This is a genomic window from Pedobacter sp. ASV1-7, assembly GCF_040203335.1.
Lineage (GTDB): Bacteria > Bacteroidota > Bacteroidia > Sphingobacteriales > Sphingobacteriaceae > Pedobacter.
The window spans coordinates 471,911-484,832 of the sequence record NZ_JBEHBV010000003.1 but is presented as its reverse complement, the minus strand read 5'-3'; the positions used below and the strand labels follow the sequence as shown (position 1 = coordinate 484,832).

Here is a 12,922-nt window from a genome sequence, read left to right as displayed (position 1 = left end):
GATGCTCCCGTTTTTTTTATTCAGTATTTTAAATTAATATCCAAATATTTGTTCCAGGGTTAATTTTGTAACAGTGCCATATTTCTGCATATCATCCATTTTTACATTCTTTTCAGATGCAACAATACAATAGCTATAAGTTTTGTTAGCTACTTTCTGCTCATGAAATGCTTTTATATCGGCAAAAGTCAAAGGTTTTAAACCAATATATTCATCAATTCTCGAATCATGGTCAAAGCCAAGTTTTTGATCTGAAAAGTAAGCATTTATAATCCCTTCTTTGGTAATTCTATTGGTCTCAATCGCATTTAAAGCATTTCCTTTTGAAACATCAAATGATTTATCTGCTTGAGGAAGATTATTTAAAAGTTCATTCATTCCTGCTATAGCCTCATTCATTTTATCAGCCTGGCTACCTACATAGGCTACCATTGCATATTCTTTGTCTTTTTTATCAGGCGATGAAAAAACAGCGAATGTTGAATAAGCTAGGGCTTTAGACTCTCTGATGGTCTGGAATACAATAGAACCCATACCACCACCAAAATAGCTATTGAACAAAGTTATTTTAGCCGCTTGAGATGGATCATAAGTCCCACTGTTACGCAACCATCTTACTTCTGATTGCACCATATCATAATCAGCAAAAAGCACCTGGTTTGTATTTGTACTTGTGTAATTGAACTTTTTAGCTGGTGTAGATGGAGTAAAAGCATTAGGTAATTTATGTGATTTACTAATGTCAGTCGTAAAAGCATCTAGTGTTTTTGGTCCATAATATGTTATGGTATGCTTATAATTGTTGATGTTGTGAATCAACGATAACAATTGCTCTGAAGTTATGTTTTTAATAGCTTCATCACTTAAGGTGTAGTTAAAGGGGTTGTTTGCTCCATACTGAGCATAAGTAGTTAGTCCACCCAATATAGCGGCTTTGTTTAGCTTATTGTTGTCTCTGCCTTTAAAAATTCTGTTTTTAAGCTCTGATAAAGCCTGTTCATTAGGCTTACAGTTAGCAAAAATATGCTCGGTAAGACTTACAGCTTTGTCGAAATTTTCCTGTAATCCACTAATGGTTATTGTTGCATTTTCATTACCTACATTAAAGCTATAGTTACAGGCGATATTGTAAAACTGTTTGTTAATCTCTTCTGTACTATATTTATCCGTACTTAAAAAAGCAAGATACTGAGCTGCATAAGGCAACATCTGGTTGTTCCAGCTACCAATGTCAAACTTGTAAGTCAGACTAAAGATACTATTATCCTTATTTTGAACAGTGATCACATCGGCAATACCATTCTTGCCAAAGTTTAAATCTTTTTTATAATCCAAAAACTTAGGTGCAATAGGTTTTACCGGCATAGCATATAAGTTTTTAGCAAAAACAGATGTTTCAGTAGCATTGGTTTTTACTGGAGTAATGGACGGTTTCTCGACTTTAGCAATGCTCTTATCTTCTCCTTTATGCTTGTAAGTCACTACATAATTCTCTTTAAAGAACTGGTTGGCAAAATCGATAATTTGTTTTTTAGTAATCTTAGCCATTGCATCTGGCGTATTCAGGGTTTTGTCCCAATTTTGGCCTCTGTTTAGTATAAATTCATTTGTAATGGATTCAACACGGAAGCTATTTTTATCGAATGCTTCAAGTAAACCAAGTTTACTGTTTGCAACAGTTGCTTTAATGAGGCTTTCATCAAAATTACCTTTTTTAAGAATGTTGACCTGGTCCAGTAAAAGTTTTTGTGCTTCTTCTAAACTTTGACCTTGTTTAGGCTGTGCATTTAAGACAAATACTCCGTAGTCTTTCATTTGCTGGTAGTAAGCACCTGCAGCCTGTACTTTTTGCTGTTGTTTTAAGTTAATGTCTATTAAACCAGCTTTGCCGTTAGATAGGATGCTGGAAATCAAGTCTAACAGCATGCTTTGGGTAGTGTTTTCTGCATAGCCTCTATAAGAAACTCTAACGCTTTCTGCACTTGGTCCATTAATATCAATTCTTTGAATCCCTGACAATGGTTTTTCAGGAGCAGGATTGTAAAGTTCAAAAGGTTTTGGTTTCATGTAAGCAAATGCCTGATCAACTTTTTTAATAAGGTCATCAGGATTAAAGTCGCCCGCAAATGCCAGGATCATGTTGTTAGGCACATAATACTTATTGTAGTATTTTCTGATCTCAACCAGTGAAGGGTTTTTTAAATGCTCAATTGTTCCGATAGTTGTTTGCTGGCCATAATTATGAGTTGGAAATAACTTTGCAAATGTAAGTTCAGATACTTTCCATGAATCGTTATCTAAACCACGGTTTTTTTCTTCATAAACGGCCTCTAGCTCGGTATGGAAGATTCTGAAAACAGGGCTGCGGAAACGTTCGGCTTGTAAAGCAAGGAACTGGTCTGTTGCATTTGAAGGGAAATCTTCCTTGTAAACAGTTTCTTCATACCAGGTATGTGCATTGGTAGATTGACCACCAATTGATTTCATCATCTTGTCATACTCATTGGCAATAGAATAATTTGAAGCTTCACCTGAAGTTTTGTCAATCTCCGCATAAATTTCTTTACGTTTTGCAGGATCTGTTGTGTTGCGATACTGCTCATAAAGTGATGATATTTTATCTAATAATGGCTTCTCTTTGGCATAGTCCATTGTGCCAAATTTATCAGTTCCCTTAAATAACATATGCTCAAGGTAATGTGCCAATCCTGTCGCAGTTTTCGGGTCCGTATTACTGCCAGCTCTTACAGCAAGGCGGAATTCAATGATGGGTTCTTTTGTATTTGGAGATAAAGCTACTGTAAGACCATTTTTTAAAGTGTAAAAACGAGCTTTTGTTGGATCATTCGTAACATATTTGTAAGTGTATCCCCCTGATGATGCAGTTTTCCACTGATAGGTGGATTGTGCCATTACACTTGACCCTGTTATCAGGAAACAGAACAGCAATAGTAATTTGTGTTTCATTTAAAATAAATTAGTTAGTTTTTAGTAGTAACCATATCTGGGATATAGTATTATTTCGACCCCTGTAATGTTAATAAGTTACAACCAATTAAATTAAAGTAGCCGATGTTCAAATATAAGTTGATTGCTTAATTTTTGTAGTCGATTTCTTGTACTTTTACTGCTACAAATGCCATGTAACACAATTGTATTAAAAACAAGCAGCTTGTTATTGTGGTATAAAATGAAAGTGTATGAAGAAGCAGAATGCAAGACCCAGTATTTTAGTCGTGAATGATGATGGGATTACAGCCCCAGGTATTAAGAACCTGATTGATGTGATGATGGAGATTGGTAATGTAGTAGTGGTGGCGCCAGATGGTCCACAGTCAGGTATGGGGCATGCTATTACTATTGGTAAGCCCTTGCGGTTTGATCGGGTAGACTTATATCCAGGGGTTGAAATGTACAAGTGTTCGGGTACACCGGTTGACTGCGTGAAACTTGCTGTAAATAAAATTTTTAAAGGAAAAAAACCTGACCTCTGTGTATCAGGGATTAATCATGGTTTAAATAACTCTATCAATGTGATTTATTCAGGAACGATGTCTGCCGCAGTAGAAGGAGCCATTGAGAATATTCCTTCAATTGGATTTTCATTGGATGATTTTTCTCATCAGGCAGATTTTAGTCATTGTAAAAAGTATATCAAAACCATTTCAGAGCAGGTTTTAGAACATGGATTGCCGCAGGCAACTCTTTTGAATGTAAACTTCCCGAAAGGTGATGATTTAAAAGGAATAAAGATCTGCAGGCAGGCAAATGCAAAATGGGCTGAAGAGTTCGATGAACGTAAAGATCCATATGAGCGACCTTACTATTGGTTAACTGGTGTTTTTCAAAACTTTGATAAAGGTGAAGATACTGATGTATGGGCCCTTGAACAGGGATTTGTATCAGTAGTGCCAGTTCAGTTTGATCTTACAGCTCATCATGCTATACCAGTTTTGAACAGTTGGACTTTTGATGTTCCTGGTACTGTCTCATCTACAAAGAATAATGTAAAAAGAACTTCGGCACCAGATGGTCCTTCTCTTGGTTAATATATGATTAAAAAGCGATTGACAGAAGTTAAAAACTCTGTATTTATAGGCTTAGGTATCGGAATATTGATACCTGGAATATTACTTCCCATTGTATGGTATCTTATGCAAAAGTTTGAATATTTAGCAAAAGCTGATTTACTGCTGATCGGTTGTATTGCAGTAAATGCAGTATTTATGCATTATTCTTTTAAGTTGAATAAGGATAATATTGGCAGGGGTATTATTAGTGCTACCTTTTTATGGGCCTTTGCCTTCTTTTTTTATAAAATAAATCGTACATGAGATACTATTTAGTTGCAGGAGAGGCTTCTGGAGATTTGCATGGGTCAAATTTAATGAAAGCATTAAAGGCAGAGGATGGCAATGCTGAATTCAGGTATTACGGTGGAGATAAAATGAAAGCTGAGGGGGGTGTTTTGGATAAGCACTATTCTGAAATGGCATTTATGGGGTTTACAGAAGTGCTGCTTAATCTCCGTACTATTCTAAAAAATATGAAAGCTTGCAAGGCTGCAGTTCTTGCCTACAATCCTGATGTATTGGTGCTTATTGATTTTCCGGGGTTTAATCTGAAGATCGCAGAGTTTGCAAAGAAAAATGGAATCAGAGTGTGTTATTATATATCTCCAAAAGTTTGGGCATGGAACCAGAAACGTGTACTTAAAATAAAACGGATAGTAGATAAGATGTACTGCATTTTACCTTTTGAAGTAGATTTTTACAAGCAATGGGGCATGGAGGTAAATTATGTAGGTAATCCTTTATTGGATGAAATTGCACAGTTTGCATCAGATCAGGGTTTTAGGGAAAAGTATAAGTTAGAAAGGGAAGTGATTGCTTTGCTTCCTGGCAGTAGAAAACAGGAGATAGAGCGTTTATTGCCTGATATGTTGAGTGTAACTCATCATTTTCCTGAGTATGATTTTGTAGTTGGAGCAGCACCCAGTTTTGACGAGACCTATTATCGGCAGTTTATAAAAACGGATAATGTTACATTGGTCTTTAGCCAGACCTATAATTTACTTACCGTGGCCAAGGCTGCTATTGTAGCTTCAGGAACAGCTACTTTAGAAACAGCATTATTCCATGTGCCACAGGTAGTAGTTTATCGTGGGGGGGCTATTTCTGTGGCAATTGCCAGGGCTTTAGTGAAAATCAGATTTATATCCTTAGTCAATCTGATTATGGATAGGAAAGTCGTGACTGAACTAATTCAGAATGATTGCAATACCAAGAACATCACGCAGGAATTAAGTCATGTGTTAAATGGTGAGGGAAGAACTCAGATGATGAATAATTACAAAGAATTATCAGGCAAAATGGGGACTGCCGGAGCCTCTGAACGAACTGCAAAACTCATTATTGATTATTTAAAAAAGTAGTAACTTTTATTGCTTATTTAATCTGGCTTCTTCAAGATCAAGATTATCCTCCATGTCCCTCATCACTTCATGATCATATTTTTTAGTCGCTTTCATTTTCTTTAACCCTTTTCTTCTAAGGGCAATTAGTTCGAGCATGATTTTTCTGTAAAGCTTTCGAACAGAAACGACCTCTTCTTTTTGTGTTTGCTCAATCAAGGTTCTTTCTGTTGCTTTTATACTTCGCTCAAGCTGTTCTTTAATACGTGAAATAGTTTCATATTGGCTCATTTCAGTACTATATTTATCATTAAGATAGCTTACGCAATCTTTAGCAAGCTGTAAGCGGATTGATTCTATCTGTTCGTCTTCAGGAACATGTTCATCTACTTCTTCTACCTTTAATAATTTTAGAAAGATTGGTAAGGTTAATCCCTGGAATACCAATGTTACCAATATCACAATAAAAGTGATAAAAAGAATCATGTTACGATGAGGAAAAGGCTCACCATTGTTTAATGCAAGGGGAATTGCCAGTGCAGAAGCAAGCGAAACAACACCTCGCATACCTGCCCAGCCGATGATGAAAGGAAGTTTTAAACCCGGGCTTTTCTCTTTTTTTCTAATCCGCGGGCTTAAAATTCGGGGAATAAAAGCTGAGGCATAAACCAATATAATACGGAGTATAATTACAATTACACTGATAATTAGTGCATATTTAATTGCTTCCTCCATTGAATAGCCTTCAAGACCAGCTACAATGACAGGTAGTTCCAGACCAATAAGGATAAATACAAAGCCATTCAAAAGAAAGCCCACAGTCGCCCATACTTCTTTTCCTTGTATGCGGGTATGGTAATTGAGAAAATCTCCCGACCGGAATGACAAAAATAACCCACCACTTACTACAGCTAGTACGCCCGACCAATGAAATTCCTCTGCTACAATATACATCAGGTAAGGAGCAATGAGTGTAATAGGTGTAGTAATACTTGACGATTTAGCCCAGTATCTGAGTACAAAATAAAGTAGGTGAGCAATTACAAGACCCACTACGACCCCCATTGCAGCCAGAATTAAGAAGTCGGTAGCTGCGTCCTGCAATACAAATTTGCCAGTTAGTATAGCGGCTAGAGCAAATCTAAAGACTGTTAAGGATGCCGCATCATTTACTAAACTTTCTCCCTCTAATATAGTTAGTCCTCTCTTTGGCATATTCACACCTTTTAATACAGATGTCGCGGCAACGGCATCAGGAGGGGATATAATCCCTCCAAGTAAAAAGCCAAATGCCAGGGTAAACCCGGGGATGATACTGGCTGAGAAATAGGCAATTGCCAGTGATGTTATTAGCACTAAAGCAAAGCCCAGGGAGAAAATGGACCTTCTCCATTTCCAGAATTCATTCCATGATGTATACCATGCTGCTTCAAATAATAGTGGTGGCAGAAAAATAAGAAATACTATATCAGGATTGATGTTTATAGGAGGGATTCCGGGAATAAAGCTAATACCGAGACCACCTATTACCAAAAAAATGGGATAAGAAATCTTCCAGCGCTGACTTAGTAAAAATAGCAAGGCCATAGCAAAGAACAGCGCCAGTATCAGAAGTAGGTTGGCATGTATCATGTATTAAAAAGATTAGAAATTAGAATCTACGGTTTAATTGAAGTAGTTGAGATTTCATCGCAATTTTTACACCATTTTTTAAAAATACCAAATAAAATTATTAGTTAGTAATGGAAATTCAATCAGTAATAACTTGTGCTGATGAATTACTGCTGTCGTATTTATTTGATACTGCTTAGGTAGTACCATATTAGTAGGAGAGTAGTATGAAAGCAATATGAAGGTAGTATGAGTCATTAAGGTTGCTGCAACGATTCACGGAGGATCGTAGGAGAACGCGGCTTTAAGAAAAAGATCTTGGAAAATTGTTGTGGGGGGAGAAGGATTCGAACCTTCGAAGTCTTGCGACAACAGAGTTACAGTCTGTCCCATTTGGCCACTCTGGTATCCCCCCATCTTACAATATTTTAAATGGCTTCAGATTTTCTGAAGCCATTTTCGGGTGGAGAATATCGGATTCGAACCGATCACCTCTTCACTGCCAGCGAAGCGCTCTAGCCAAATGAGCTAATCCCCCGTTTTTTCTAGTGTTAAGAATCACTAACGTGGGGCAAAAGTAACTAAATTTAGAAATCCTGCAAATTAAATATTTAAAATAGTGCATGTCTAATGCCTGTTTGTTCCGTATTTTTGAGCGCTGAACCCATTCTTTATATAAATGGGTAGCTTTTACCATTTAAATGTTGTAAATTGTATTCAAAAGATCAGGCATCTCAATTAAAACAGGAATTCTGGACAAGTTTCGGGCAATATATTGCTCCGCATCTATCATCAGAGGGATTAAAAATAAATTGGATCAACTATAAAACAGGCATAAAACATTTGTTTTTTAAGATGCATGCAGATAAACGGCAGGCATCTATAGCTATTGAGCTTACCCATCCTGATGAAGATATCCGTGGATTGGTATTTGAACAGTTCACTGAATTTAAGAAATTGTTTGAAGAACAGTTACAGGAAAAGTGGGAATGGGAGTTGGACAGTTATGATGAGTATGGCAAAAAAATTAGCCGGATTTACAAAGTTTTACCTGATGTGAGTGTTTTTAAAAAAGAGGATTGGCCTGCTCTGATATCATTTTTAAAGCCCAGAATAATTGCATTAGATGAGTTTTGGAGTGATGCCCAATATAGCTTTGAAGTGTTTAAATAGAAATAAAATGAACAGACAATATTTAAAGACTGTACGTAAATTTTATCCTGGAGCAAATGCAACCGAAGTTGCAATGGATAGACTATTGGATGTAGTAGAGAAACAGTTGGGACTAAGACCTGATCAGTTGATGTATGCTGATAGCATTTGTTGTGATGATGTTAACACTATTCAATATCCTGAAAGAGCCTATGAGATGCTCGGTCCATTTAAAATGGGCGGATTAAGTGGTTTCCCATTTGCTGGGATTGCAGGAATGAATGCTTTTGCCAATCATGTTCCTGTTGACGGAGCGGTAGTTATTTTTTATGCACCGCATATTGGTATTACTAAAAATGGTGAGGTAGGTGAGATTCATCGCATTGGACAATTAACTAATTCTCCTTGTTGTGGTGCGGCTAAAGGTGCGGTAGATAAGCTTTTGGCTAATGAAATTCTGCAAGATGACGTTACGGCTCTGGATTACCAGATGAATGCTATTGAACAGATTCTTTTGCGAAATGAAAAACGTATAAAAAGTGCTGAAAATGCACTTTTTGAAGCGACAGAGGTGATGTATGAAGCAATAGAGCAAAGAATTAATATTTTGATTTCCAAAACACATTATCCTTGCAAGCATCTTATTGTTGCAGGTGGTGTATTTGTGAATGGAGATATAGATATGGGGTCTTATTGTGATTACAGACGTTTCGAATACTTGAATCTGGAAACCGGAGAACGTTCGAATTGGATGATAGATTTTTAGAAATTTCTTTATTTAATATTAATGGCAGAATTGTTGTAGTTTAAAAAAGATCTAGTTTTAAACTTAAAAGAGTATTAAATATGATTAAAAGGGTTCATGTTCTTGAAGATGATGAAGATATCAGATATATTATTGGCGTTTTATTAAAAGATGAGGGGTATGAATTACAGCTTTCATCATCTTTTGATGAACTGAAAAGTAAGTTGAAAGATTCTGTTCCCGATTTATTCATTTTAGACGTGATGTTACCAGATGGTGATGGTACTGATATTTGTACAGATTTGAAAACAGACATCTTTACCAAACACATTCCAATTATTGTAATGTCAGCTAATGACAATAATAAAGAAAAAAGTATTGCTGCTGGAGCTAATGATTATATTAGTAAGCCTTTTGATATAGATTATATCGTAAGTCGCATTAATAAGCTATTAGCTTAAATAATAGGATGACTAGGCAATAATAACTTTTACTCCCTTGTCTTCTATCAATCTTACAGTTTGCTCGGATACCTTGTTGTCTGTAACAATATATTGTACCTGATCAAATCCGCATATTCTTCCAAGGCCTCTACGTCCAAACTTAGAACTATCTGCCATGATTACTAAGGTTTGGGCGGTTTCGATCATTTTTTGATTTAAAGTAGCTTCTGCAATATTCGTGATAGAGAAGCCAAAATCAAGTTCAATTCCATCTACTCCTAAAAACAAAATTTCACATGAAATCTCTTCAAGTACTCTCATAGCATGACTGCCGGCAACTGAAGATGAATTTGGACGGATGAGTCCACCTAGTTGTAGAACTTCTACATTACTTCTATTACTTAACTCAAGCCCCACTTTTAAAGCTGGTGTTATTACTGTAAGGAGCTTTGTTGGGTGAAGACAACGTGCAAGCTCGAAAACAGTCGTGCCAGATCCAATCATAATGGAGTCACTTTGTTTGATAAGTGTTGCAGCTGCTTTTGCTATTTTTTGCTTGTCTTCTGAATTGATGAATTCTTTTTCATTGATTGGTCGATCAACTGCGTAAGGATTGGTGATAGATCCCCCTCCACGGGTTCTGAATAAAAGGTTTTTATCCTCTAATAGTTTTAAGTCCTTTCTAATGGTAACGCCCGATACTTCCATGAGGTCGCTAAGTTCTTGAATGCCAACTCGGCCTTGTTCTTTTAATTTCTGAAGAATAAGCTGATGTCTCTCTGTTATGTTTTTCATAAGATACCGGGGTTGTTAATTGCTGTAAATATATTAAATCGAATACGTATTTATAAATATAGGTTGAGCTTGAATTTTGATTTTTGTCAAAATTGTCTTCTGTAATTATCAATTGACCTTGTTTTTGTTTAATTTACTTTAATATTCTTTTATTTAACTTTCTTTTTGTTTATTTGAGTTGTCGAATATAAACTAATGGTCATGATAAAACCATACTGTATTAATTAAGTTACTTTATGATGTGTATGCGAAATAATACTTAAAGCAGAAAATACCTGTTGTAAACTTAATATAGCATTAACATTTGGGCTGAGCCATGTTTTTAATTTTGTTTAATACTAATAAATTCAATATTAATTTTAATAAACAAAATGGAACTTTTTAAAAGTTTGTGGAACGAAAAGAAGAAGCAAAACCAAATATTTAACCAGATATGAAACACGAATTGAATTTAAACAATTCCCTTATGGACAAAATGGGGATACCAAAACAGTTAGCCTGGGGCTATCTTGGAATTATGATTTTTATGATGGGAGATGGGGTTGAGCAAGGATGGCTTAGTCCTTACCTTATTGGAAGAGGAATGACAATGGAGCAGTCGGCCAATATGTTTATAGTCTACGGAATAACCATTGCTATTTCATCCTGGTTCTCAGGCGTTTTAACTGAAGGTTTTGGGCCAAAAAAAACAATGTTGATGGGCTTGCTCCTTTATATTCTTGGGACGGTCGGATTTGTTGGATTTGCTCTGCCTGATCTTAATTATGGTCTGATGCTGATTACCTACGCTGTAAGAGGTTTTGGTTATCCATTGTTTGCCTATTCGTTTTTGGTATGGGTAACTTATCGTAGTCCAGGGAAAAAGTTAGGAGCTGCTGTAGGATGGTTCTGGTTTGTGTTTACAGGAGGCTTAAATGTTTTTGGTGCTTATTATTCAAGTTGGGCAATACAGCATTTAGGATATCTGGAAACACTTTGGAGTTCTATTTTCTGGGTGTTGATAGGTGCCATTTTTGCCTTGATTCTGGTAAAGGACAAATTTAAGGCAGTAACAGCCGAAAACAAATTGTCTAAATCTGAAGAATTGCTTAAGGGAATTGTCATCATGAAAGAAGAGCCAAAAGTACTCCTTGGTGGTATTGTACGTATTATCAATACGACTGCACAGTTTGCATTCCCTGTTTTTATGCCTATTTACATGGCCTCATATGGATTTGACACTACAGAATGGTTACAGATATGGGGTACAATATTCATCGCAAATATTGCATTTAATTTAATGTTTGGATTTGTTGGAGATCGTTTTGGGTGGAGAAATACAGTAATGTGGTTTGGTGGGATTGGTTGTGCATTAAGTACATTATTATTCTTTTACTCACCTGTAATTTTTGAGGGAAGTTTTTGGATGGTCATGTTCTGTGGTGTACTATGGGGAGCTCTTCTTGCTGGTTATGTGCCTTTGTCAGCCCTTATCCCTTCATTAGTGAATAAAGATAAAGGTGCAGCTATGGCTGTGCTAAACTTTGGTGCAGGATTGGCGGTATTTGTTGGTCCAGCCATTGTAGGGCTTTTTATAGGTAGTTTAGGTAATGAGGGTGTAGTTTGGGTTCTTGCAGGATTGTATGTTGTTAGTGCCATACTTACACGGTTCATCACGCTTCCGGATAATGCCAGAACTGTACATGTCCAGCCAACCCTGGAAGCCACATTGACTACCTGATAACTGGTTTCTTAAAATAGGATTACAAGAAAGAAAACACATAAATAATATATATATGAGAATACTAATTACGGCTCCTTATCATGAAGAGGGGCGGCAATTATTGGCGGAAAGAATAGGTGAAGTAGTTTATAAGCCCTGGAAAGATTTAGGAAGGGCTTATAACGAGAATGAACTGCTTTCTCTTCTTCATGATACCAGTGCGGAAGCATTGATTACAGAACATGATCATGTTACTGCTAAAGTTATAGAAGCGAATCCACAGCTCCAATTTATTGGCGTATGCAGAGGAACACCTTCAAATGTATCATTAGAAACTGCAAAAAAAATGGGAATAGCAGTGTTTCATACACCAGCAAGAAATGCTCAAGCTGTTGCAGAGTTGTTTCTTGCTACGGTAATTGATCTGCTAAGAAATACTTACACAGCGGTAGAATGGTTAAAAAGTGAAGCCTGGACTGAGGATGCACATACTTCATATCTTCAGTTTAAGGGGAACGAATTGGCAGGTAAAACCATTGGTATGGTTGGTTTTGGGGCAGTTGGACAGCGCATAGCTAGTATGGTCGAGAACTTTCCGTGTGCAATAAAGTTCTATGATCCCTATCTGGAAAACTATGATCCTAAATACACTAAAAGCTCATTGGAAGATGTGTTTGAAAGTTGTGATGTTGTTTCTATTCATCTGCCAGTTAATGCATCGACAATAGGCATGATCAATGAGAATTTAATATCAAAAATGAGAAGGGATGCCGTATTTGTAAATACTGCAAGGGCAAGTGTGGTTAATCGCGATGACCTTTTATATGCATTAGAAAATAAACTTATTCGTGGAGCAATATTAGATGTATTTGATCATGAACCGCCGGATGAAAAAGATTATAAGCTCATCAATTTGCCAAATGTTCTGGCAACACCACATATAGCAGGAGCCACACATGAAGTAGAAGATCACCATGTTGCCATTATGAATGGAAAAGTTCTTAGTTGGTTTACTCAGGAAAAAGTAAATTAGGTTATATAAAGTATAGATTAAATTAAGG

At 36.4% G+C, this 12,922-nt stretch carries 11 protein-coding genes and 2 tRNA genes; 8 read left to right on the top strand and 5 right to left on the bottom strand.

What is annotated here, in order from left to right:
• Positions 1-33: 33 nt before the first annotated feature.
• The gene (locus ABDJ41_RS09970) at positions 34-2,967 is read right to left on the bottom strand and encodes a M16 family metallopeptidase (RefSeq protein ID WP_349785826.1); all 2,934 of its coding nucleotides are present in this window, start codon (positions 2,965-2,967) and stop codon (positions 34-36) included.
• Positions 2,968-3,200: 233 nt separating this feature from the next.
• Between ABDJ41_RS09970 and surE the strand changes: the two genes are divergently transcribed.
• The 3 genes from surE to lpxB are packed head-to-tail and all read left to right on the top strand — an operon-like array spanning position 3,201 to position 5,434.
• On the top strand, positions 3,201-4,049 hold the full coding sequence (surE, locus tag ABDJ41_RS09965; protein ID WP_349785825.1) for a 5'/3'-nucleotidase SurE: 849 nt from the start codon (positions 3,201-3,203) through the stop codon (positions 4,047-4,049).
• A gap of 3 nt (positions 4,050-4,052) precedes the next feature.
• Complete coding sequence (locus ABDJ41_RS09960) at positions 4,053-4,334, top strand: stationary phase survival protein SurE (RefSeq protein ID WP_349785824.1); 282 nt, start codon at positions 4,053-4,055, stop codon at positions 4,332-4,334.
• Complete coding sequence (gene lpxB / locus ABDJ41_RS09955; RefSeq protein WP_349785823.1) at positions 4,331-5,434, top strand: lipid-A-disaccharide synthase; 1,104 nt, start codon at positions 4,331-4,333, stop codon at positions 5,432-5,434. The genes ABDJ41_RS09960 and lpxB overlap by 4 nt, the downstream gene beginning before the upstream one ends.
• 6 nt (positions 5,435-5,440) lie before the next feature.
• Here lpxB and ABDJ41_RS09950 read toward each other — a convergent pair whose 3' ends face one another.
• The 3 genes from ABDJ41_RS09950 to ABDJ41_RS09940 form a co-directional block, all read right to left on the bottom strand.
• Entirely contained in the window at positions 5,441-7,045 is a 1,605-nt protein-coding gene (locus ABDJ41_RS09950; protein WP_349785822.1) for a Na+/H+ antiporter, read from the bottom strand.
• Positions 7,046-7,356: 311 nt separating this feature from the next.
• Positions 7,357-7,439, bottom strand: a tRNA-Tyr gene (locus ABDJ41_RS09945).
• A gap of 49 nt (positions 7,440-7,488) precedes the next feature.
• Positions 7,489-7,562: transfer RNA gene (locus tag ABDJ41_RS09940), tRNA-Ala, on the bottom strand.
• Between the two features lie 173 nt (positions 7,563-7,735).
• On the opposite strand from ABDJ41_RS09940, the gene ABDJ41_RS09935 reads away from it, so the two are divergent.
• From ABDJ41_RS09935 to ABDJ41_RS09925, 3 genes are all read left to right on the top strand, one after another.
• Complete coding sequence (locus ABDJ41_RS09935) at positions 7,736-8,197, top strand: DUF4268 domain-containing protein (RefSeq protein WP_349785821.1); 462 nt, start codon at positions 7,736-7,738, stop codon at positions 8,195-8,197.
• A gap of 7 nt (positions 8,198-8,204) precedes the next feature.
• Positions 8,205-8,942: an LCIB family protein gene (locus tag ABDJ41_RS09930; protein WP_349785820.1), complete on the top strand. Its 738-nt coding sequence runs from the start codon at positions 8,205-8,207 to the stop codon at positions 8,940-8,942.
• Between the two features lie 80 nt (positions 8,943-9,022).
• Positions 9,023-9,382 carry a response regulator transcription factor gene (locus tag ABDJ41_RS09925; protein ID WP_349785819.1) on the top strand — a complete coding sequence of 120 codons (360 nt, stop codon included), beginning with the start codon at positions 9,023-9,025 and terminating at the stop codon, positions 9,380-9,382.
• Between the two features lie 12 nt (positions 9,383-9,394).
• Here the strand turns inward: ABDJ41_RS09925 and ABDJ41_RS09920 are convergent, their stop codons facing one another.
• Positions 9,395-10,159 (bottom strand): DeoR/GlpR family DNA-binding transcription regulator, encoded by a 765-nt coding sequence (locus ABDJ41_RS09920; protein ID WP_349785818.1) that lies wholly within the window; start codon positions 10,157-10,159, stop codon positions 9,395-9,397.
• A 433-nt stretch (positions 10,160-10,592) separates the two neighbouring features.
• On the opposite strand from ABDJ41_RS09920, the gene ABDJ41_RS09915 reads away from it, so the two are divergent.
• Together ABDJ41_RS09915 and ABDJ41_RS09910 are read left to right on the top strand one after the other, a co-directional pair.
• A complete protein-coding gene (locus tag ABDJ41_RS09915; RefSeq protein ID WP_349785817.1) occupies positions 10,593-11,879 on the top strand; it encodes an MFS transporter in 1,287 nt (428 codons plus the stop codon).
• A gap of 55 nt (positions 11,880-11,934) precedes the next feature.
• Entirely contained in the window at positions 11,935-12,894 is a 960-nt protein-coding gene (locus tag ABDJ41_RS09910) for an NAD(P)-dependent oxidoreductase (RefSeq protein WP_349785816.1), read from the top strand.
• Positions 12,895-12,922: the final 28 nt, after the last annotated feature.

Bases quoted from the DNA above. Each gene is read 5' to 3' on its own strand.
- ABDJ41_RS09930 (WP_349785820.1), top strand. From the start codon at position 8,205: ATGAACAGACAATATTTAAAGACTGTACGTAAATTTTATCCTGGAGCA.
- ABDJ41_RS09915 (WP_349785817.1), top strand. From the start codon at position 10,593: ATGAAACACGAATTGAATTTAAACAATTCCCTTATGGACAAAATGGGG.
- lpxB (WP_349785823.1), top strand. From the start codon at position 4,331: ATGAGATACTATTTAGTTGCAGGAGAGGCTTCTGGAGATTTGCATGGG.
- ABDJ41_RS09970 (WP_349785826.1), bottom strand. From the start codon at position 2,967: ATGAAACACAAATTACTATTGCTGTTCTGTTTCCTGATAACAGGGTCA.
- surE (WP_349785825.1), top strand. From the start codon at position 3,201: ATGAAGAAGCAGAATGCAAGACCCAGTATTTTAGTCGTGAATGATGAT.
- ABDJ41_RS09920 (WP_349785818.1), bottom strand. From the start codon at position 10,159: ATGAAAAACATAACAGAGAGACATCAGCTTATTCTTCAGAAATTAAAA.
- ABDJ41_RS09960 (WP_349785824.1), top strand. From the start codon at position 4,053: ATGATTAAAAAGCGATTGACAGAAGTTAAAAACTCTGTATTTATAGGC.
- ABDJ41_RS09910 (WP_349785816.1), top strand. From the start codon at position 11,935: ATGAGAATACTAATTACGGCTCCTTATCATGAAGAGGGGCGGCAATTA.
- ABDJ41_RS09950 (WP_349785822.1), bottom strand. From the start codon at position 7,045: ATGATACATGCCAACCTACTTCTGATACTGGCGCTGTTCTTTGCTATG.
- ABDJ41_RS09925 (WP_349785819.1), top strand. From the start codon at position 9,023: ATGATTAAAAGGGTTCATGTTCTTGAAGATGATGAAGATATCAGATAT.